This is a genomic window from Hyunsoonleella ulvae (assembly GCF_016827605.1).
In the GTDB taxonomy this organism is placed as follows: domain Bacteria; phylum Bacteroidota; class Bacteroidia; order Flavobacteriales; family Flavobacteriaceae; genus Jejuia; species Jejuia ulvae.
Genome location: NZ_JAEPJQ010000002.1, coordinates 138,097 through 159,531, shown reverse-complemented (window position 1 = coordinate 159,531; position 21,435 = coordinate 138,097). Strand labels below are relative to the sequence as shown.

Below are 21,435 nucleotides of genomic sequence, written 5' to 3'. Positions count from 1 at the left end.
AAGTTGAACATTTGGCGGTGTCACAAACTTCGACCTTTTGATAATGTATTAATTAATGTATAACTAACTAACACTATGCAAATTTATGGAAATTAAATTTATTGATGTCCGTTCACTCATTCGAAAACGGTTACTAATGCTTATTATGAGAACATTTATCTTTTTACTATGCACTGCTGTTTTTGGGTTCAATTCAATTGATGGATTTTCTCAAGAAAAAGTAATTATTGATCAGGATAAGGAGGTATCTGTTCATCAAGTCTTTAGAATTATTAAAAAACAAACAAAGTACAGGTTTTTATACCCGGAAAGTTTGTTTGATGATGCACCAAAAGTGCAATTAAAAAAAGGGACTATAGAATTATCCAAACTACTTAATCATACACTTTCAAGTAGTAATGTCAATTTTAAACTTTCTAAAAACAATACTATTGTAATTGAGGAAAGTAAAGATGAAGTGCAAAATAGTACTAAGCCGCAACAAACAAAAGTATCGGGAACAGTTGTAGACCAAAATGGTCAACCCCTTCCAGGAGCTAATATTATTGAAAAAGCTACTACCAATGGAACACAAACGGATTTTGATGGTAAATTTACTTTAGAAGTGGCAAACACGAATACTATTTTAGTAGTATCGTATTTAGGTTTCAAATCCCAAGAAGTACTTCTTAATAATAAAACCAACTTATCAATTGTGCTAGTTGAAGATACTGCTGCTTTGGATGAGGTTGTTGTGGTTGGTTACGGTACGTTGTCAAGGGCTAAAGTACTTGGAGCTGTGGCTTCAGTAAAATCAGAGGATATAAGCCAATTACCTGTTGGAGGCGTAGATGAATCATTGGCAGGAAGAGTAGCTGGGGTGCAGGTGGTAACACCTGGAGCACCTGGAACAGGTTCTCAAATAAAGATTAGAGGTGTTGGTACTATCACGGCTGGTAGATCACCTCTTATTGTTGTAGATGGCTACCCGCTAACTGAAGGTAGTGATTTGAATGCAATAAACCCACTTGATATTGAATCAATTGAAGTATTAAAAGATGCAGCCTCTACAGCAATTTATGGTTCTAGAGGTGCTAATGGGGTTATTTTTGTAACTACCAAAAGTGCCAAAACAGAAAAAACTTCTTTTAGTTTTGAAACTTATACGGGGTTTCAATCTGTGCTAAACCCTATGAAATTCTTAAATGCCTATCAGTATGCACAAATGGTAAAAGAAGCAAGAGACTGGGGCTATGTATCTGATGATCCTGTTAATAGGAGTGAAAATGATGATACAGCAACAAGATTGGCAAACGGTGCTAGACCAAGAAATTTAATTCCCAACAATATAGAAAAATATTTATCTGGCACGCCAGGTTTGACTGATAACAATTGGTTAGATGATGTTTTTCAGGATGGAAAGATTCAGAGTTATAATTTATCAGCTTCTGGTAGGAGTGGGAAAACTAAATGGTTCGCCTCTGGTGGGTACTTTAGTCAAGAAGGTTTAATAATTGGTTCAGACTTTGAGCGTTTTACCGCCAAAATTAATTTAGAAACAGAGTTTAGTGATAAAGTAAGATTTGGAATAAACCTTACTCCAAGTGTTTCAAATCAGAATTCGGTAGTAGAAGGTTGGACGGATAGCCCAATGCAACAGGCTATATTAATGGAACCGTTCTTTACGCCTTATAATGATGAAGGGAACTTAAATATTAGTCAGCAAATCAGATGGCATAATAATGGTGGTACTGATGGAGCACTTGTAGAGAATCCAGTTGCTATTGCTTTACAAAGAAAAGATGAAAAAAATAAATTTAGACTTTTTGGAAGCACATTTTTAGAAGTTGATATAATCGAAGGATTAACTTTTAAAACCCTATTAGGAGGAGATTTTGATTATTCATTTAGAGAAGAGTTTAGACCTTCGACTATTGGTAGATATAGAAGAGATGTAGTAGCTTCTGTTCCATCTGCAGGTGAGAGAACAAGAGTTAGAAAAAATTGGATTACAGAAAACACATTAACATACACTAAAGTATTTGACAATCATAATTTCAATTTACTAGGAGGTTATTCATACCAAAAAGAGTTATTTGAAGAGACTGAGGTAGATGCTCCTGTTTTAGATAGTAATGAAATTACCAATATTGCTGGAACGGCAACAACTACGACTGATAAAAATATCTCGGAATGGATTCTTATATCTTACTTTGGTCGATTACAATATGATTATGATTCTAAATATCTTTTTAGTGCATCTATTAGAAGAGATGGGTCTTCTAGATTTGGTGCTAATACCAAATTTGGAGTCTTTCCTTCACTTTCAGGTGGATGGGTAGTAAGTAAAGAAGATTTTTTTCCTGAAGATAGCTTTCTAACTAATTTAAAGTTCAGATACAGTTGGGGTAAAACAGGAAATAACCAAATAGGAAATTACGGTTCTATTGCTGTTTTAAGACAATTAAACGGAATTTTAGATGATAGCTTTGTAAGTGGGCAAAGACCTAGTACAGCACCTAATGAAGACCTTTCTTGGGAAACGTCAATAACAAATAATTTTGGGGCAGATATTGGGTTATTTGACAATAAGCTTAATTTAAGTGCAGATTATTTTATTGCAAAAACCGAAGACATGCTATTGAATGTACCAGTACCTCTGCAGTCTGGTTTTAGTACTTCATTACAAAATATTGGTAGTATGGAAAACAAAGGTTTTGAATTGATACTATCTACATCAAATATCAATTTAGGAAAGGTAAAATGGAACTCAAGTTTTAACTTTTCTAAAGTAGAAAATAAAGTTACTTCGTTGGCTTCTGGTCAAGATCAGATTATAGCAGGAGGAACTAATATAACAAGAGTTGGTCATCCTATAGGTGATTTTTATGGTTTTGTGGTTGATGGTATTTATAAATCGCAATCAGAAATAGATGGTTCTCCGCAAAGTGGTACCACAGTAAAAGTGGGAGATTGGCGAATTGTAGATGTCGACAATAATGGTTTTATAGATGACAATGATAGAACTGTAATAGGGTCTGCTTTACCTGATTTTACATATGGATTCAATAATCGTTTTGCTTACAAAAACTTCGATCTAAATATATTTATTGATGGTGTAGAGGGTAATAAGGTGTTATCGCGTACCGTTCGAAATGCTACCAATGGCCAAGGGTTCTCAAACCAATTAGAATGGTATTTTGAAAATAGATGGCACCCTCAAAATAATCCCAATGGAACATTAGCAAGACCTGATTACACGCAGTCAAGTGAACGTGGAAGAGCTAATGTCTCATCGGCATTCTTGCAAGATGGCTCTTTTTTAAGAATAAGGAACATAACATTAGGATATAATTTACCAGAGTCTGTTACTTCAAAAATAGGATTGCAAAGAATGAGATTATATGCTACAGCAAAGAATCCATTTATGTTCACAGATTTTAAAGGATTTAATCCAGAACAATCTAGATCCAATCCCTTAGACCCTAGTGATACAGAAGGTAGTTATCCACAAAATAAATCGTTTGTTTTAGGATTAAATGTTTCATTTTAAAAAAAAAGACAATGAAAATACTTAAATATATATTCTTTAGTGTTACAATGATGCTCATGAATGCATCATGCGAAGACGACCTTAATATAGCACCTGAGGATCAAAACACTTCAGCTGGGTTTTATAGAAATGCAGCAGATTTAGAAGCCGCTGTTAACGCCATGTACGGTGCGTTACAACGGGATGGCCTTTATGGTTATAATTATCACATTTTATTAGAAACACGTTCTGACAATACGTTTGAGGAAGAGCCTTCAAATTCAGGTGGTTATGGTGATATGGATTTGTTTAACAGGGTTACAACAAATCCAGTTATTACTTCAACATGGAGTGATTCTTATATTGCCATTCAAACAGCTAATATCGTACTAAATAGAATTGACGATATAACCGATATGGACAAAGCAACAAAAGCAACAAGAAAAGGCGAAGCTAGGTTTATACGTGCGCTGATTTATTATAACCTTGTAAATCTATATGGAGATGTACCTTTGGTAACCCAAGAAACAACAAATCCTACTGACTTTTTTGGACAAGGAAGAACATCTAAAGCCGAAGTATTTACTCAAATAATAACAGATTTATCTGAAGCACAAAATGAATTGCCCGAGTTGAATGATACTGGTAGGGCAACAAAAGGAGCTGCTAATGCTTTGCTGGGTAAAGTGTATTTAACCAATGGTAATCCGCAAGCAGCAGAAACAGCATTAAGAGCAGTGACCGGTTATACGCTTTTAAATAATTACGCAGATAATTTTGGAGTGAATAATGAAAATGGATCTGAATCTATTTTTGAGATTCAATTCAAGTCTGACGTAAACGGAAACTCTGAAGGTAGCAAATTCGCCACAAGATTTTCTTCTCAAGCTAATCCAGGCTCTCGTGGCAACAATATTATTACTGAGGACTTAGCAAGTTCTTTTGAAGCGGGTGACTTAAGAAGAGATGAAATAGTTCCCGATGCCAGTACCCCAACAGTTTTTATTTCAACTAAATATGTTGATGATGATCAGCCCGTAGTGGATGATGGAGATAACAATGTTATAGTACTAAGGTATGCCGATGTATTGTTGATGTTGGCAGAGGCTTTGAATGCCCAAGGGTATGTAGCCGATGGTGAAGCATTTAACTTGTTAAACCAAATAAGAACAAGAGCAGGTTTGGCAAGTTTAACATCAACTACTGTTACAAATCAAACAGAATTTATTACAGCGTTGTTGGAAGAGAGAAGGCATGAGCTATTTCATGAACCGCATCGTTGGTTAGATATTAAAAGGCTAGGAGATCCTATTAGCATCATGAATACTCATTTTGATGGTATGCCATCTACAGCCAATATCACTATAAATCAAGAAGACCTTTTACTTCCAATTCCCCAGGCACAAATTGATTCGGATCCAGATAGTATGTCGCAAAATCCGGGATACTAACAAAACTAGAATGGTATAAATGAAAAAGTTTGTATGCATATTTGTATGGTATTTCATGTTGTTTACGGTATTACCATCGTGTAGCACTGATGAACCAAATACTCAAAAATTAACGGCATCATTTTCGTTTCAGCCAGCCGAAGTGCAGATTGGTACCCCCGTTAATTTTACAAGTAACTCTACTGGGATTGATGAAAATACAGTATATGAATGGGATTTTGGGGATGGAAAAACTTCTAGCTCCAAAACCCCTTCCCATGTATACACTGAAATTGGGGGGGGGACCTATGAGGTAACATTAACGTTACAGAACGGCAATAATACTTCGGCAGTTTCACAAGATGTTAAGGTCTATTATAGTTACGATATTAGTGGAAGAAAAGCCCTAATAGATAAATTGAGTGATGATGAAATACTCATTTGTGCGCATAGAGGAAACCATAATGTACATCCTGAAAATTCCATAGCGTCAGTCAATGCAGCCATTACCAATTCTATTGGTATGATTGAAATTGATGTAAGAACATCAAAGGATGGTGAGCTAGTATTAATGCATGATAAAACCATAGATAGAACAACTAATGGTTCTGGTAATGTTTCAGATTTCACACTTCAGGAATTAAAAGATTTCAAACTTTACGATGGTAATGGTGTTTTAACAACCGAAAGAATTCCAACTTTAAAAGAAGTTTTGGCAATATCCAGAGGACAGCTTTATATAGATTTAGATATCCATAACAAAGCACCTTTTGAAAAAGTTTATGCTGATATAAAACAATATGGCATGGTAAAACAAGTGTTGTTTTATTCTAAAGATGTTGCGGTTATCAACAGCATAATAAGTAAGGATGCCAATGCGCTTGCGATGCCCAATATTAGTAGTGCGTCAGATTTTAATACCTATACAGATAAGGGCGTTAAAGTAGTGCATTATACTGATGCTTCTTTTAATCAAAATCTGGTTGATAAAGCTAAGGGAGAGGGCTGGTATATTCTAAAAAATGCTTACGTAAATACCAGTACTGCTCCAGAAGACGACAACTATAATCAAATTAATAAAGTTGTCAATTTAAAAGGAAATATTATACAAACCGATTATCCAGTTTTGGTAAAACAATATATTAATTAAATAAAATTAATCATGAAAAAAATAATAAGATTAGCGCTTATTTTTGGTGCAATAGTGATATATACATTCACATCTTGCGAGAGTGATGATGTAGCTGCTGTAGGAAAAGCAGAAACTGTTAAGCCGGTAGCAGATTTTTTAGTTACGGCAGGAAAATTTAGAGCGGAAGAAAAAATAGTTTTTACAGACAAGTCTTCAGATATAGATGGATTTATTACATCTTGGAATTGGGAATTTGGTGACGGCGAAAACTCACAAAAACAGTCTCCAGAACATTTTTATGCAGAAGGAGGTGAATACACCATTACATTAACGGTGTTAGACAATACTGGGAGTTCAAGTGTTATAGCCTCTAAAACCATTACTTTAGAACAATCACTTTCAAGTACACCTCCAACTGAACTTTGGAACTATACCTTGGAAGGTAAATTAAACCATTCATCACCTGCCTTATCAGATGATGGAACATTGTTTATTGGGTTTAATCAAGCTGTAAGAGAAAACCAAGGCCCTGATTTTATTGCAATTAAAAACGGTGCAAAAGTTTGGGATCAAGTGTTTTTTGAAGGTTCGGCAAATAAGTCAGACCAAATAAGGTCCTCCCCTTCAATTGCTGCTGATGGATCTGTATATACAGCCAGTTTTTACAGTAGAAAAATATGGCGCGTTAACGCATCAACAGGAACAATAGAAGGAGAATACAATACAGACGCTAGAATACGTTACTCTTGTCCTGTTTTTGGAGCTGATGGTACAGTTTATGTTGGTGGTTACAACAAAGCAGGAAAAGGTTTTTACTCCTTAGATGCATCTTTAAATACTATGAACTGGGTGTTTGAAGCAGGAGAAGACTTTAACTCAACTCCGGCGATAGCATCTGACGGAACTATTTATGTAAGCTCAACCAATGATAATGTTTATGCCATCAATCCTGATGGAACAGAAAAATGGCGCGCGGTTTACGGAACTTGGGCAGCAACTGCAATAGCCATAGGAGAAGACGGAACTGTTTATTTCGCAGGGGAAAATGGTTCTGAAGGCGTGCTAATTGCTTATAACCCAGCAGATGGTACAGAGAAATGGCGTAAGACTTTACCAGCTAAAGCTAACCAAGGAGGACCAGCGATAGCTCCAGATGGAACTATTTATCTTGGTGGCTATGAGGAAAAAATGATTGCTTACAACCCAGATGGTACTGAAAAATGGTCTTATACAGCAAATGGAGCAATAGAGACTGTGCCAGCCATTGATAATGAAGGTAACCTATATTTTGGAGACCTTGCTGGATTCTTTCATGTCATAAATTCTGATGGTGAGAAATTATATAAAGTTGTGAAGCTTGGTGATGAAATTCATTCATCGGCCGTAATAGGGTCAGATGGCACCATATACGTAGCTGCCAACGATGGCGATTTTGGAAAAGTTTATGCGTTCCAAACAGAAGCTACAGGATTAGCAAATGGAGGTTGGCCTATGTATGCCAAGGATGCTAAGCATACGGGCAGGTAAAGTATTCAAAACCAATTTATTAAATAAATATCGGACGGTTCTTTTTAAGAGCCGTCCAGATAACTAACATTCCAAAACTTAAATATTATGAAAAAATTTTACACAGTATTAGGATTATTATTATCTATGGCTTCTTACGGTCAATTAGTTGAAAGCTGGTCTTATTCATTACCAGATAAAGTAGCTTACTCGGGTCCAGCTATTGCAAACGATGGTACAATTTACATAGCTTGTGATTATGGTACAAGAGAAACACTAACCTATGAGACTTCTCCTGAAAATCTCTTTGCTATAAACCCAAATAACACTCTAAAATGGATGGGACATGTTAATGAAGGTTCTTCTCAAGGTAAAGTAGATCAAGTTATATCCAGTCCTTCAATAAATGCAGATGGATCAGTTTATATAAGCGGTCATTATGGAAGACGTGTACATCGATTTAATGCTGCTACGGGGGATACTTTACGTACTTTTTATATGAACTCTAGAGTACGTTATTCAGCTCCAGCTTTTGCCTCAAATGGAGAAGTTTATATAATGACTCGTAATAACAATGATAGAGGAGCTCGAAACTTTTCGCTTGATTTGACAACACAAAATTGGATTTTTGAAACAGGAACTGATTTTAATTGCGTACCTGCTATAGCATCTGATGGAACTATTTATGCCATTGCAACTAACGATAATATTTATGCAATTAATCCAGATGGTACTCAAAAATGGTCTGCAACATATGGGTCAGGTGGTTATGCCAGTTCAGCAATAGCACTTGCAGATGATGGAACAATTTATGCTTCCGCAAAATTAAATTCAGCAGGTGATGGTGTATTGAAAGCATATAACCCGATAGATGGTACTGAGAAATGGTCTGTTACCTTTACTGGTGAAAATGTCGAGAAGGGTGGTCCGGCAGTAGCCGCTGATGGAACTGTGTATTTAGGTAATACTGGAGGAAAAATGCAAGCATTTAATCCATTAAATGGAAATATACTTTGGACTTACACAGCAAGTTCAGCAATTGAAGTTGTGCCTGCTATTGATAACCTAGGCAGATTATATTTTGGTGACACTAGTGGAATGTTTTATGTACTTAATAGCGATGGTACAGAAGCTTACACGCCTTTAAGTTTAGGAACTAAAATTACATCTCCGGCAGCCATTAATTCAGATGGTACAATTTACGTTGGTGTTGAAACAGCTTCTGCGGGTAAATTAAGTGCCTTAACTACTTCTGCAACTGGTTTACAAGTAGGAGGCTGGCCTATGTATGGTAAAAATGCAAGACACACATCAAACGTAAACGCCATTACCTTATCAACATCTAGAGAATTTATTAACGGATTCACAGTATACCCTAATCCAGTTAATAATGGAGAGTTTTATGTGTCAACAGATTCAAATGGTATAAAATCGATTCAAATCTTTGATATGTTAGGTAAACAAGTGTACGCAAAAAGTATTGAAGCAAATGAGATGATTAAAACTTCAAATTTAAGAGCTGGAGTTTATATTTTGAAAGTAAATGAAGATGCTAAAGTAGCAACCTCAAAATTAGTGATTAAATAAACTTAGCTGAAACATTAAAAATATCATGCGAACACCCATTTTACTTATAATTATTTTTTTAGCTGTTTTTACTGGATGCAAAGAAGAATGTCCTTGCGATTCAAATATTAAAAATGATGAAAAACTGACAGTAAATACAACCTTAAAAGATAAAATAGCAAATTTAGAAGATTCAAATAACAATCAAATCATTGTTGTTTCTCATAGAGGCGATTGGCGAAATGCACCAGAAAACTCTTTACAGGCTATAAAAAATTGTATTGAAATGGGTGTGGACATGGTTGAAATTGATATAAGAGAAACTAAAGATGGTCACTTAGTTTTAATGCACGACAAAACTATAGATAGAACTACTACTGGTAAAGGTAATATAAATGAATGGTCCTTGGATTCTCTGAGAACATTACGGTTAGTTGATGGATTAGGGGTGGCAACCCAACATAAAATACCTACTCTAAAACAAGCTTTAGAAGTAGCCAAGGGCAAAATATTAGTTAATCTAGATAAGAGTTATAGCATTTTTGATAAATGTTATGCCATTATCAAAGAAACTGATACACAAGACCAAGTTGTAATTAAAGGGGCAAAATCTTTGTCCGAGGTTGAAAATGAATTTGGAGCTTACCTAGGTAAAGTTCATTTTATGCCAATATTAGGATTGCCGAATAAAAACGCAACTACAATAGTTGAAGAGTATTTATCTTCTAGTAACACACCTGTAGCATTTGAATTTACGGTGAAACATGATAGTATCAAATTCATAAAAGAATTTAAAAAAATCAGGGATAGTGGCTCAAGTATTTGGGTTAATGCACTATGGGCACATCACAATGCAGGGCATGATGATGAAAAAGCTGTGCAAAACCCTGCAATTTACGATTGGTTTATTGATAATAATATTGATATCATTCAAACCGATAGACCTGAATTATTATTGAAGTATTTAAGGAGCAAAGGACTTCATAACTAAGAACTATTAATAGCATGAGTTAGTTTTAATTTAGTTTAGTTGAAAGTGAAATGGCGCAGTTGTATTACTGCGCTTTTTCCAAATAATATCCTTCCCGAAAAACTCATCTAAAAATCTAAAAATTTAATTATGATTAAAATTATTAAAAAATTCTTTGCCCCACTTCCAGCAAAGGAAGAGATAAATGATGTAACAGAATCAACTAGAAAATATAAGCTGTCCAAATGGAGTGTTTTTCTCTCGGCCACATTTGGATATGCTTTTTTTTATGTTTGTAGGTTGAGTTTGAGCGTCATTAAAAAACCTCTAGTGGATGCAGAAATATTTAACCCAGCACAATTAGGACAAATTGGTTCGGCTCTTTTCTTTTCCTATGCAATAGGTAAGTTAGTAAATGGCTTTTTATCAGACCATTTAAATGTCAATAAATTTATTTCAATAGGTTTACTTTTTACGGCTTTGGCCAACTTAATTTTGGGCTTTTTTCCAATTTTTGTGGTGTTTATTGTAGTATGGGGTTTAAGTGGTTGGTTCCAGTCACAGGGAGCAGCCCCTTGCGTAGTAGCCCTTACTAGGTGGTTTAAAGCAAAAGAGCGAGGCACCTATTATGCGGCGTGGAGTGCCAGCCATAATATAGGAAAAGCAATAGCCTTCACCCTGTTACCATTTTTGATTGGTTTAGGTGGTTGGCAATGGGGTTTTTGGGGCGCAGGAGTAGTTGGAATAATAGGAGCTATTATGGTAAAGCTATTTTTGTATGATAGTCCGGAGAGCAAAGGCTTACCATCTGTGGTATCGCTAGAACAAAAAGAGAAAGGGGAAAAGCCACTTGTAAATAAACCCAAAGATGTAAGCAGTTCCCAAAAGGCTATACTGAAAAACCCGGCTATTTGGTTACTTGCACTATCATCAGCATTAATGTACGTCATTCGGTATGCTATTGAAAGTTGGGGAGTGTTTTATGCCGAGGCAGAGAAAGGCTACAGCAATATTGAGGCAGCTCAAATTATTGGATTGACAGCCATATCGGGAATCATAGGAACTGTAGTTTCTGGATTTATATCCGACAGGTTCTTTAAAGGTAGCAGGAACGTACCAGCCCTGGTAGCAGGAATCCTCAATGTTGTATCAGTATCAGTCTTTTTGTTTTATCCAAATTCAAGTGTGTTAACAGACTCCATTTCAATGATTGTACATGGATTTGCAATTGGGATTTTAATCACTTTTTTGGGAGGGTTAATGGCCGTGGATTTGGCACCAAAGAAAGCAGCAGGAGCAGCTATGGGTTTGATTGGTATAGCTAGTTACGCTGGTGCTGGTATCCAGGAGGTTATGAGTGGGATATATATAGAGGGTTCTTCATCAATGGTAGGAGGAGTAATGACTTATGATTTTTCACAGATAAGGATATTTTGGTTAGGCGCAGCTATACTTTCAATGATTTTAGCTGTGTTAGTTTGGAATGCAAAAGCTAAAGATTGAAGTAATTAAATAATTAGGTTTTTATTATGAAAAAAAGAATAATGGTAACAGGAGGTTGCGGTTATATTGGATCGCATACTGCAGTTGCTTTAATAGAAAACGATTTTGAAGTCTTAATACTTGACGATTTATCTAATTCCAATAAAGAAGTTCTTGATAGAATAAAATCTATTACAGGAATTAGACCTAAATTATTAGAGGTTGATTTAAAGGATAGTTTTTTATGTGACAATATGTTTTGTTACAATAAAAATATAGACGCAGTAATTCATTTTGCAGCACACAAGGCAGTATCGGAATCTATTGAAAAACCCTTGAAATATTATCATAATAATCTCTATGCCTTAATAAATGTATTGGTGGCTATGGAAAAATATAATATTAATAATTTTATTTTTTCATCTTCGGCCACGGTGTATGGCAATCCTGACGAATTACCAATAACAGAGAAAAATAAAACCAAGCGACCCTTTTCTCCATATGGAAACACAAAAAGAGTAGCAGAGGAGGTACTTGAGGATATTACTATTTCAAATAAAGATTTATCAGCGATTTCTTTGCGATATTTTAATCCAATTGGTGCCCATGATTCTGGATGTCTAGGTGAATTACCAAATGGTATTCCAAATAATTTGATGCCCTATATAACGCAAACAGCAGTTGGTATTAGGAAAACTTTAAGTGTATTTGGTAATGATTATCCAACTAAGGATGGTACACCTATTCGAGATTATATTCATGTTGTAGACTTAGCAGAGGCACACGTTATTGCGGTCCAACGACTATTAGAGAAAAAACAAGAAAATGCTTTTGAGACTTTCAATTTAGGTACAGGGAATGGGTATTCAGTATTGGAAATTATAAATGCATTTGAAAAGGTTCTAAATCAAAAAGTCAATTACACAATTGCCGATCGAAGACCTGGAGATGTACCCCAATTATATTCAGATACAAGTTTGGCAAAGACAAAATTGGGTTGGGTCGCTAAAAGAAATTTGGAGAATATGATTGCAACAGCGTGGAAATGGGAGCAAAATTATAGGCAAGAACAAAATTTACAAGAAAATTAATATGAAAACCAATTTACAAGATTACTCTCATAAGCGCTTTAATATATTAACAGGAGAATGGGTCTTAGTGTCTCCGCATAGAGCCAAAAGACCATGGCAAGGACAAAATGAAGTGGTAAACAACGAAAAGAGACCTGCCTATGATGAGTCTTGCTACTTATGTGCTGGAAATACCAGAATAAATGGTGAAGTAAATCCTAAATATGAGGATGTGTTTATATTCACTAATGACTTTGCTGCACTTCAAAAAGACTCTCCTGACTTTGAGGTGAATGATGGTCTGTTAGTAGCTAAAAGCGAAAAAGGAATTTGTAAAGTAGTTTGCTTTAGTCCAGACCACTCAAAAAGTTTAGCAAATATGAATGCAAACGAAATTCAAAAAGTAGTTTTCGCATGGCAAAAAGAGTATAAAGAATTAGGTGATAATAAGTTAATCAACTATGTACAGATTTTTGAAAACAAAGGGGCTGTGATGGGTTGTAGTAATCCCCACCCACACGGACAAATTTGGAGTCAGTCAACCTTACCTAATGAAGTTGAAAAAAAGAATGCCCAACAATTAAACTACTTCAGAAAGAACGGGAGCAGTTTATTGGGCGATTATTTGGCTCAAGAATTAGAGAAAAAAGAGCGTATTATTTTTGAGAATGACGCCTTTGTAGTTTTAGTTCCATTCTGGGCTTTATGGCCATTTGAGGCTATGATTGTTCCAAAAGCACATAAAAAAAGCATCTTAGAACTAAACGATGAAGAGGCTTATTTATATGCGGAAGCTATTTCGGTATTAACAAAAGCTTACGATAAGATTTTCAACACCTCGTTCCCATATTCTAGTGGTATTCATCAAGCACCAACCAACGGAGAAGATAATAGTCACTGGCATTGGCACATGAGTTTTTATCCACCGTTGTTAAGAAGCGCCACAGTGAAAAAATTCATGGTAGGGTATGAGATGTTCGGGTCTCCTCAGCGTGATATAACACCAGAGATAGTAGCAACTAGGATGAAAGAATTAGTTGTAGCTTAATTTTTAAGCTTTTTGGGCTGTCTATATAAGTTTAGTGTAAATGCTTTTTAAGTTAATAAAAATAGCATCTTCAAGACTTTGCACCAAAACTAAATAATTATGTTTTTATATAAAAGTAGTAGTTATCAGAAAAAAAATAGTCATAATAGTTCTATTCAATTGCATCACATTTAAAAGTAATTCCCAAGAAGAATATCAGTTTGGTATGTTGCCTAATCTCAACATTGGGTTTAAGCTTTATAATGGTTGGACTTTAAATTCTAGGGTAGAAGCTAGACAAGTGTTTTCTGAGGGAAATTTTAATAAGTCTGAAATATTGGGGTCTAAATATTTATTTACAGATGTAACAAACTTTGTTTCGAAGAAAATATATAATAAGTCTTTTGGAGGTGGTTATCTCACAAGGTTTGGACGAGATATTGTAATGCACCGTTTTATACAACAGTATCTGTATATAAGGGAATACAGTACATTTAAGCTATCTCATAGGCTTAGGGCTGACCAAAGCTTTGAAGTACAAAACAAACCAGAGTTTCGTTTTCGATATAGAATAGCCTTGGAAAAACCCATTAACGGACAAACTTTGAACCTGAATGAATTCTACTTCAAGTTGAATAATGAATATCTAAATAAGTTTAAAGAAGGCTATGATATAGAAGTACGCATAGTGCCTTTACTAGGGTATACCCTGTCAGAAAAAGAACGTTTGGAGTTTGGATTAGACTACAGAGTTGCTGCCTTTATAAAAGCGAGTGAAACTGAACATAAATTTTGGTTACGAATAAACTATTATTGGAAGCTTTAATAGTAATATTTACGGCCACTACGCATAAGAATATAAAGTAATGAAGTGAAACATGGTATTTAAAGAACCCAATAGCAAAATGTAATACCTTCCTTAGAATTAAATTGGTTTTGAAATGCCTCAGTCTAAAATCATGTTAATTGAAATCCTACAACAAACTTATAGAAGAACTTGAACAAAAAATAAAAACGCTAAACTCTGAAAATGATGATATATTTTTTATATCCGAAAAAGGGGTTGAATTTTGTAAATACACCTTAGAAGAGTTAAGACGTTGGGTGGTATCTAATGGATTTTTATCTAATGAAGAAGAAATAAGCTTTTATAAAAGCATAAAACCAAAAGTACTGAGTAAACTCATCTATTTCGTTGAAAATTTCAATATCGAAAGTAAACGTCCAAAAACAGACACAAAGGCTCAAACTAAATACTATAACAACTATATTAATACGCTTCAGGAATACTTTACCAACAACCAAGAGTTCTTTTATTATTTTAAAAGGGGCGCAACGCATTTAGATGAGCAATACTTTTTAACTAAAAATGCCAAAGTGCGCCTCAATAAAGAAGACTATCAATTTTTAACAGATCAAAACTTCTCAACCAGCCATTGTTCAACATTGGCTACAATCATAGCTTATGAAAAGCTAATCATAAAATTAAAAATAGAAATAAGTAAATTGAAAACAGGGATTAAAATGAAAGGAATTTATAACCCATTCCAAAAGGAATCTAATTTAAATTGGACCGGTAACAAAACCGATCTGATAGAACTTATCTATGCGCTGCATAGTTCAGGGTCAATCAATAGTGGAGCCGCAGATATCAAAGGTGTGATGCAAATATTATTTATTCTGGTAAATTATCCTTTTGTAAACAGCTAATAGAATATGAGAAATCAGAATTATTAGAAATATCAGAAAAGAGTAATAATGAATTCGTTTTTGATTATAACCATAAGTATACTGGTCTTGAAAGATTTGACAAGCAAAGTTTAAATTTTTATGTAGATAATATCGTTGAAAAAATAATCTTAGAAAGAAAAAAGCAGAAACCTTTTAATGAACAAGAAATAAAAGAGGAGTTAAAAAGAATAATTAGCAGTCCTGATGGCAAAATGATAGTGTATCATTCAACACCAATTTTAGACGAATATTATAATCAAAGAGGACATTTTCATATGCTTAGATGCCAAGGTTATGATGACTTTGGTACAAAAGATGTTTTTGGAGGTATAGAGTATTGCCGTTATGTTGATTTGATAGAAATTATAATGGGTACTTCTATTATGAGGCTCGAAGCTTGTCTAGAGTTAGTAAAATCATACCCTAAAATAGATTTGCATAACATTCTGTCGTACACTTGTTTTCAAGATAGAGAAATTAAAATGTATGCAGATTATCTTGATATGAGTATTAAGGATGTATCGCAAATTTTATCTTGTGTAACGCTTACAAAAGACAACTATAATTACTATTTAGATTATCCGTCTGCGCCACCACCTATGTACTTTGAAGTTGGCAAAAACCTTTTTATTAAATCAATAGCCGGAGTTCTTACTAATCCAATTTTACTTCTTAACAAAGAATTAAAAAGAAGATATCGTAGTGATTATGACAAATCAGTCAACAAACGAGAAGATAGGTTTCGAAGTGAGCTTTTTAAATTCTTTCCATCTGATAGAATTATTAAAGTCCCAAGAGGTGTTAATATATTATTTGAAGGTATTAAAACCGATATAGATGCAATTGTTTATGACACTAAAACCAAAAATTTAGGCTTATTTCAATTGAAGTGGCAAGACCCATATAATTATTCTATGAAAGAGCGGTACAGTAGGATAAGTAATTTGTTTGATAAAGCTAACGAGTGGGTTAATAAAATGAAATATTGGGTTCTAAATAATGATTCTAAGACCATTATAAACTCTCTTCAAATTAACAATATAAAAGTAAAATTTTCAGAAATTAATGATGTCAAAATTTTTGTTCTTTCAAGAAATCAAATGAATTTCACAGGTGTCGAATTAGATGATACTGTCGCTTGGAGTTCTTGGCATCAACTCATAGAATCTCAAGCTAGTGTTGAACTTAAACTTGATGACCCAATTACAGAAATGTTTGTTAAGATTAAGGCTTTAGCACCTAAGAGACGTGTAGCTTTAGATGGCGATAATGGTATAGAACCTTTCTCTATGGAATTCAAAGATTTCAAAGTTACATATGAGCATAAAAAAAGTCCACAAATATAGTTGGCTTCCATAGTCCGACGCTATAATGCTATAAAGCTCAAGCCAAAGGTTTTGAAAAAAATAATACGCTAAAAAGCGCGTACTATTTTTTAAACCTTTGCCCTAGCGCATTATTTTTCCCAAAAAGCATGACAGCATTCCCTCGCCATCAATGAAACAGTTATCTTTTTTGTTTTTCTAAAAAAAATAGTGGAAAGGTTTTGTGCTACTTCTGATGTTTCTCGCAAAAAAAAGAGCCTCAAATGAAGCTCTCTTTCTAATTTTTATTTCTCTTTCTGAAGTTTTGATGAACCCGTTTCAAAATAAGAGAGACAATATAACTAACTACTGCACCTAAAATTGCCATTATGATGGTTTTAATAATGTCGTCTGAAGTGATATGAATCCATGTTGAAGATATCGTTCCACCAATAATTGAAAACTTTAGATGAGATAAGTTATTGCTCATCCTTCTGATAAGTTTTAGGGATTTCGGTTTCATCATCAACAGTCACAGCTTGACTTACTGCAGTTGCAACAGTTCCGGCAACGGTCATATAAGTAGCAATAGTAACAACTAAAGCAGGCATTGCAATTGGAGCTGCGATTATAGCACCACCAGCCGTAGCTAATGCTATGCCAATATTTCTTAAAGTTCTGAAGAACTTTGGCGTTGGTTTTTTATAACGATCTACAATATTCATTTGTTTAAGATTTAATTGTTAATAATACATTTTCGTTTCTATCGAATGCTTGATAGCATAGCGATACTAGTTTTTGAAGTAATGCTTTTGAATTATTACCTTTTCCAATGCCTGTTAACTGTGTAACAGGCGAAATACAACCACGAAGCTCACGTTTCGCGTTGTTCGCTGGGTGTAGCAGTATAAGACTGCGACCTTTTACATCTAAGATGTGTAAATGATGACCGAACTTTGGCGAATATCTCGCTTTCAGCTCATATTCACCTTCAGAAATACAGGACACATTTCTTTGGTTCTTTAACCAGGGTAATTCAATGGCAAAACCCAAAAATTGGCCATTAACAAAGAGAGCACTATTCGTGCCCTCTTCAAAATAGGTCCTTTGGAGCAAAACATTCATTAGGCTGTATCTACCCGTGCAATTGATAAAGCGTTAAAAGCACCATTTTTCAATGGATACATTTGTCCGTTTACTTCTTGATAAAACTCAATACCAACAACTTGCATAACAGGAAGTACTGAGTTGGCTGTAAGAGCTACCGATAAGTCAATTGGCGCAGTATCTGCACCATTGTAAGGAAGAATTGCAGTTTCAGCACTCTCAAAAACAGAAACTTCATTTACAAAATCAAGTTCTGCAGCACCCATCACAACTTTGAAATGCGTTGTGCCATTAGGAGCAGCGATTCTAACCGTTGGTGCAAATGCAGCAATATCTAAATCTACATTTCCTGCAGCACGATCATATGCTGTCGCATATGGTGTGAATAGGGTTGCGCCTAACTTACCATTGATATTGAATTCAAAGCCCAATAAAGTGTTCATATCACCATCTTCGATGGTTCTAAGCCCACGCTCATTGACAGCATCAGTTTTGGTAACCGCAACTAGGGTTTTTGTCAAACGACTAACCACACGTTTATCTTTTGCATTCTGCAAAAGCACACGAATTGCATTTCTAATCACTTTGCCGCCTTTTCCAGCTCGTCCAAATTCAGAACCATTTTCACGAGTTCTCTGAAACGCAGGATCATTTGCAATACGATTTTTATCGACACCACCTTTTGAACGTGCTAGGTGTCCGTCAGCACTTTTGTAGAAGGAAATATCTCCGATAGTTCCTTTCAATTTAATAATACCTGTTTGTTTGGCCATAATGATCTAAAATTTTGATTATGAAACAAAAGACAGTAGTTTTATAAAAGAATTCAAAAACACCTACACATCCATTCCGATTAATTCGTTTTATGCCATTAGAATACATATAGACGATTCTATGATGAGGTATGGACTAAGTATAGATAAAGTATTAAATGAGAATAATAAGAGCTTGCATATACCCAAAAGATATCCAGCGCATCACCGGAAGAAGTGAGCGTTACGGACGCAAGCTTTTAAATGAGATTAAAGCCCACTTTGGTAAAGAGTCATATCAATTTATCACAGCAGAAGAATTCGCTGAATATAGCGGTATAAATTTGATTACGATAGAAAAGTATCTTAAAGACTAAGAAGTTTGCTTTTTTATTGTTGCAATTGGGTTAGATGAAAACTTTTCTCTAAGTGTGGCCATATCATCACTAACTTTTTTATCCAAAATTTTAGCATAATGTTGTGTAGTCTTAAGTGATTTATGTCCTAACATTTTACTAACAGATTCTATAGGTACGCCATTGGTAAGAGTTACTGTTGTTGCAAATGTATGACGTGCCAAGTGAAATGTAAGATTCTTAGTAATACCACAGCTATCTGCAATCTCTTTAAGATAAGAATTCATTTTTTGATTACTAAGAACAGGTAATAAGTTATCACTATCAATTACATCTAGATGCTCAGCATACTTCCTAATAATCTCTTTTGGTATCTCTAAAATTGGAATATTACTTCTAGTATCTGTTTTACTTCTTTTAGTTTTAATCCAACTTTTGCCATCTATTCCAATAACTATATCATCTTTAGATAGCTTTTTTACATCAGCATAGGCTAAACCAGTAAAACAAGAAAATATAAATATGTCTTTTACTAATTCTAACCTAGGAATGGAGAATTCCTTTCCAACCATTGCTTGTATTTCTTCTTTAGAAAGAAACTCTCGGTCAACTGTTTTTAATTTAGCTTTCCAATTAAAGAATGGGTCCTTGCTTATCCAATCGTTAGCATAAGCAATGCGAATGATTTTTTTGAAGTTAGTAATGTATTTGATAGCTGTGTTATGACTACACTTACGGGTAGTCTTTAAATAATATTCAAATCCAGTAATAAATTTGTGGTTAACATCCTTTACAGGGATATCATCCGCGTTATATTCTTTTTGAATATATTCTTGCACATGCCTTTTCGCTGTTCTGTAACGCTCAGCTGTACCATGAGCAAAGTCTTTTCCAACCAAACTATTTACTTTACTATTATGCTCTTGGAATATCTCAATAAGCATTTTATTTACTCTGTCTTTCCCTAAGTAGCGATTCTTAATTGCTAATGCAGTAACGGTCTTTCCTTCATCTATAAAGCGCTCCTGTAGTTTTTGAAGCTTATGTCTAATACTGTCAATATATGAGTTGATAGTTCTGGATTCAGCACTAGTTCCTTTAACCTTGCCAGTAGAAGAATCCCATTTTTCTATAAGAACTTTTCTTTGAATACTTATCTGTGCTCTTTTGCCATTTACCGTTACACGTACATAAATAGGAGCTTTGCCGTCTAAAGTCACTTTATTTTTCTGCAAGAAGAAAAGGATAGAAAAAGTATGATACATCGGTTACCTATATAAATTCTACATAAATATAGTGAATTTTATATTTGCAACCTACTGTAAATCATAGTATTTATAAGTGTTTAATAAAATTCGGTTACCTATTTTAAAAATCAATAAAGGTAACCGAATAGGTTACTTTTTGATTGATTTTGGATAGTTTTAGATGATAATGTGAAAAATATAAAAAGCCGATAAACATAGTATTTATCGGCTTTTAGTAGAATTTAGTAAATTCTCAGCGGAGAAAGAGGGATTCGAACCCCCGGAGGTGTGACCCTCAACAGTTTTCAAGACTGCCGCATTCGACCACTCTGCCATTTCTCCTTGAGTGCCTCATCAAGCTATTTGCCTGAATGCGGGTGCAAATATAGAACCCTTTTTTAATTCTTTCAAATAAAAGCAAAACTTTTTAAAATAAATTTACACCATTTTACCATTGCTTTATTTTATATCAGTTTATGAGAAAAAGATATTTTCAAACCGTATTTTTGTGCAAAACAAGTAGCAATGTCCAATATTATAGAACAATTACAATGGCGATATGCCACTAAAAAGTTCGACGACACTAAAACCTTACCCAACGATAAATTAGATATTTTAAAACAAGCATTTAATTTAACCGCAACCTCCTACGGTTTGCAAACCATAAAAATGCTTGTAATAAAAGATAAGACGTTAAGATTAAAGCTTGTAAAACACTCCTACAACCAAAGTCAAGTTGTAGATGCATCACATTTATTAGTTATTTGCATACAAGAAAATATTTTAAATGCAGACGTCAACCAATATTATGATAATATAAAAGATATCAGGGAAACACCCGAAAACATTCTAAAACCCTACAGGGATGGGTTGTTAGATATGATGAGCAAAATGTCTGTCGAGGAACGACAAAAATGGTCCACAAATCAAGCATATATAGCATTAGGCAATTTAATGACGGTTTGTGCGATAGAACATATAGATGCCTGTCCTATGGAAGGATTTGTACCCAAACAATTTGATGAAATATTAAATTTAGAAGCGAAAGGACTCAAGTCAGTACTCCTTTTACCAGTTGGGTACAGAGCAAAAGACGACATGTTCTCAGAATTTAAAAAAGTAAGACAACCAATAGATAAGGTAATAATAGAACTATAAAAAATAAGGGCGCTACCACAAGGGTCGGGCTTTCACTACTCGCTTCCTGCAAAAAGCGGGAGAGCTCAAACAGACCGTTCAATCCC

18 protein-coding genes and 1 tRNA gene are annotated in these 21,435 nt (G+C 34.5%); 14 read left to right on the top strand and 5 right to left on the bottom strand.

The window, feature by feature from the left end:
- Nucleotides 1-145: 145 nt before the first annotated feature.
- The 12 genes from JS605_RS06515 (at nt 146) to JS605_RS06460 (ending at nt 16,771) form a co-directional block, all read left to right on the top strand.
- A complete protein-coding gene (locus tag JS605_RS06515; RefSeq protein WP_203256893.1) occupies nt 146-3,532 on the top strand; it encodes a SusC/RagA family TonB-linked outer membrane protein in 3,387 nt (1,128 codons plus the stop codon).
- Nucleotides 3,533-3,543: 11 nt separating this feature from the next.
- Entirely contained in the window at nt 3,544-4,962 is a 1,419-nt protein-coding gene (locus JS605_RS06510) for a RagB/SusD family nutrient uptake outer membrane protein (protein WP_203256892.1), read from the top strand.
- A 19-nt stretch (nt 4,963-4,981) separates the two neighbouring features.
- Nucleotides 4,982-6,091 carry a glycerophosphodiester phosphodiesterase family protein gene (locus JS605_RS06505; protein WP_203256891.1) on the top strand — a complete coding sequence of 370 codons (1,110 nt, stop codon included), beginning with the start codon at nt 4,982-4,984 and terminating at the stop codon, nt 6,089-6,091.
- Between the two features lie 12 nt (nt 6,092-6,103).
- Nucleotides 6,104-7,600 carry an outer membrane protein assembly factor BamB family protein gene (locus tag JS605_RS06500; protein WP_203256890.1) on the top strand — a complete coding sequence of 499 codons (1,497 nt, stop codon included), beginning with the start codon at nt 6,104-6,106 and terminating at the stop codon, nt 7,598-7,600.
- Between the two features lie 87 nt (nt 7,601-7,687).
- Entirely contained in the window at nt 7,688-9,166 is a 1,479-nt protein-coding gene (locus tag JS605_RS06495; protein ID WP_203256889.1) for an outer membrane protein assembly factor BamB family protein, read from the top strand.
- A 25-nt stretch (nt 9,167-9,191) separates the two neighbouring features.
- Nucleotides 9,192-10,136, top strand: a complete 945-nt coding sequence (locus JS605_RS06490) for a glycerophosphodiester phosphodiesterase family protein (RefSeq protein ID WP_203256888.1) — start codon at nt 9,192-9,194, stop codon at nt 10,134-10,136.
- Between the two features lie 129 nt (nt 10,137-10,265).
- Nucleotides 10,266-11,618, top strand: a complete 1,353-nt coding sequence (locus tag JS605_RS06485; RefSeq protein ID WP_203256887.1) for an MFS transporter — start codon at nt 10,266-10,268, stop codon at nt 11,616-11,618.
- 26 nt (nt 11,619-11,644) lie between these two features.
- Complete coding sequence (gene galE, locus JS605_RS06480; protein WP_203256886.1) at nt 11,645-12,688, top strand: UDP-glucose 4-epimerase GalE; 1,044 nt, start codon at nt 11,645-11,647, stop codon at nt 12,686-12,688.
- Between the two features lies 1 nt (nt 12,689).
- Nucleotides 12,690-13,715, top strand: a complete 1,026-nt coding sequence (locus JS605_RS06475) for a UDP-glucose--hexose-1-phosphate uridylyltransferase (RefSeq protein WP_203256885.1) — start codon at nt 12,690-12,692, stop codon at nt 13,713-13,715.
- A gap of 205 nt (nt 13,716-13,920) precedes the next feature.
- A complete protein-coding gene (locus tag JS605_RS06470) occupies nt 13,921-14,520 on the top strand; it encodes a DUF2490 domain-containing protein (protein ID WP_203256884.1) in 600 nt (199 codons plus the stop codon).
- 140 nt (nt 14,521-14,660) lie between these two features.
- Nucleotides 14,661-15,404 carry an RteC domain-containing protein gene (locus JS605_RS06465; RefSeq protein WP_203256883.1) on the top strand — a complete coding sequence of 248 codons (744 nt, stop codon included), beginning with the start codon at nt 14,661-14,663 and terminating at the stop codon, nt 15,402-15,404.
- A gap of 233 nt (nt 15,405-15,637) precedes the next feature.
- Nucleotides 15,638-16,771, top strand: coding sequence for a hypothetical protein (locus JS605_RS06460; protein WP_203256882.1), 1,134 nt, complete (start codon nt 15,638-15,640; stop codon nt 16,769-16,771).
- A 437-nt stretch (nt 16,772-17,208) separates the two neighbouring features.
- Here JS605_RS06460 and JS605_RS06455 read toward each other — a convergent pair whose 3' ends face one another.
- From JS605_RS06455 to JS605_RS06445, 3 genes are read right to left on the bottom strand one after another with little or no spacing between them, the layout of a single operon-like run.
- Complete coding sequence (locus JS605_RS06455) at nt 17,209-17,454, bottom strand: hypothetical protein (protein WP_203256881.1); 246 nt, start codon at nt 17,452-17,454, stop codon at nt 17,209-17,211.
- A gap of 4 nt (nt 17,455-17,458) precedes the next feature.
- Nucleotides 17,459-17,854 (bottom strand): DUF5675 family protein, encoded by a 396-nt coding sequence (locus JS605_RS06450; RefSeq protein WP_203256880.1) that lies wholly within the window; start codon nt 17,852-17,854, stop codon nt 17,459-17,461.
- Complete coding sequence (locus tag JS605_RS06445) at nt 17,854-18,609, bottom strand: hypothetical protein (RefSeq protein WP_203256879.1); 756 nt, start codon at nt 18,607-18,609, stop codon at nt 17,854-17,856. The genes JS605_RS06450 and JS605_RS06445 overlap by 1 nt, the downstream gene beginning before the upstream one ends.
- A gap of 158 nt (nt 18,610-18,767) precedes the next feature.
- Between JS605_RS06445 and JS605_RS06440 the strand changes: the two genes are divergently transcribed.
- A complete protein-coding gene (locus JS605_RS06440) occupies nt 18,768-18,965 on the top strand; it encodes a hypothetical protein (protein WP_203256878.1) in 198 nt (65 codons plus the stop codon).
- Here JS605_RS06440 and JS605_RS06435 read toward each other — a convergent pair.
- Nucleotides 18,962-20,209, bottom strand: a complete 1,248-nt coding sequence (locus JS605_RS06435; RefSeq protein WP_203256877.1) for a site-specific integrase — start codon at nt 20,207-20,209, stop codon at nt 18,962-18,964. The two genes, JS605_RS06440 and JS605_RS06435, sit on opposite strands and share 4 nt — an antisense overlap.
- Before the next feature lie 239 nt (nt 20,210-20,448).
- Nucleotides 20,449-20,533 (bottom strand) — tRNA-Ser (locus JS605_RS06430).
- Between the two features lie 183 nt (nt 20,534-20,716).
- Between JS605_RS06430 and JS605_RS06425 the strand changes: the two genes are divergently transcribed.
- Nucleotides 20,717-21,349 (top strand): NAD(P)H-dependent oxidoreductase, encoded by a 633-nt coding sequence (locus JS605_RS06425; RefSeq protein WP_203256876.1) that lies wholly within the window; start codon nt 20,717-20,719, stop codon nt 21,347-21,349.
- The last annotated feature ends 86 nt before the right edge of the window (nt 21,350-21,435 follow it).

What these genes read in the sequence shown, in the direction of transcription:
- JS605_RS06510 (WP_203256892.1), top strand. Translation starts at nt 3,544, where the DNA reads ATGAAAATACTTAAATATATATTCTTTAGTGTTACAATGATGCTCATG.
- JS605_RS06440 (WP_203256878.1), top strand. Translation starts at nt 18,768, where the DNA reads ATGAGAATAATAAGAGCTTGCATATACCCAAAAGATATCCAGCGCATC.
- galE (WP_203256886.1), top strand. Translation starts at nt 11,645, where the DNA reads ATGAAAAAAAGAATAATGGTAACAGGAGGTTGCGGTTATATTGGATCG.
- JS605_RS06485 (WP_203256887.1), top strand. Translation starts at nt 10,266, where the DNA reads ATGATTAAAATTATTAAAAAATTCTTTGCCCCACTTCCAGCAAAGGAA.
- JS605_RS06500 (WP_203256890.1), top strand. Translation starts at nt 6,104, where the DNA reads ATGAAAAAAATAATAAGATTAGCGCTTATTTTTGGTGCAATAGTGATA.
- JS605_RS06490 (WP_203256888.1), top strand. Translation starts at nt 9,192, where the DNA reads ATGCGAACACCCATTTTACTTATAATTATTTTTTTAGCTGTTTTTACT.
- JS605_RS06460 (WP_203256882.1), top strand. Translation starts at nt 15,638, where the DNA reads ATGATAGTGTATCATTCAACACCAATTTTAGACGAATATTATAATCAA.
- JS605_RS06445 (WP_203256879.1), bottom strand. Translation starts at nt 18,609, where the DNA reads ATGGCCAAACAAACAGGTATTATTAAATTGAAAGGAACTATCGGAGAT.
- JS605_RS06455 (WP_203256881.1), bottom strand. Translation starts at nt 17,454, where the DNA reads ATGAATATTGTAGATCGTTATAAAAAACCAACGCCAAAGTTCTTCAGA.
- JS605_RS06495 (WP_203256889.1), top strand. Translation starts at nt 7,688, where the DNA reads ATGAAAAAATTTTACACAGTATTAGGATTATTATTATCTATGGCTTCT.
- JS605_RS06470 (WP_203256884.1), top strand. Translation starts at nt 13,921, where the DNA reads ATGTTGCCTAATCTCAACATTGGGTTTAAGCTTTATAATGGTTGGACT.
- JS605_RS06475 (WP_203256885.1), top strand. Translation starts at nt 12,690, where the DNA reads ATGAAAACCAATTTACAAGATTACTCTCATAAGCGCTTTAATATATTA.
- JS605_RS06505 (WP_203256891.1), top strand. Translation starts at nt 4,982, where the DNA reads ATGAAAAAGTTTGTATGCATATTTGTATGGTATTTCATGTTGTTTACG.
- JS605_RS06450 (WP_203256880.1), bottom strand. Translation starts at nt 17,854, where the DNA reads ATGAATGTTTTGCTCCAAAGGACCTATTTTGAAGAGGGCACGAATAGT.
- JS605_RS06425 (WP_203256876.1), top strand. Translation starts at nt 20,717, where the DNA reads ATGTCCAATATTATAGAACAATTACAATGGCGATATGCCACTAAAAAG.
- JS605_RS06515 (WP_203256893.1), top strand. Translation starts at nt 146, where the DNA reads ATGAGAACATTTATCTTTTTACTATGCACTGCTGTTTTTGGGTTCAAT.
- JS605_RS06435 (WP_203256877.1), bottom strand. Translation starts at nt 20,209, where the DNA reads ATGTATCATACTTTTTCTATCCTTTTCTTCTTGCAGAAAAATAAAGTG.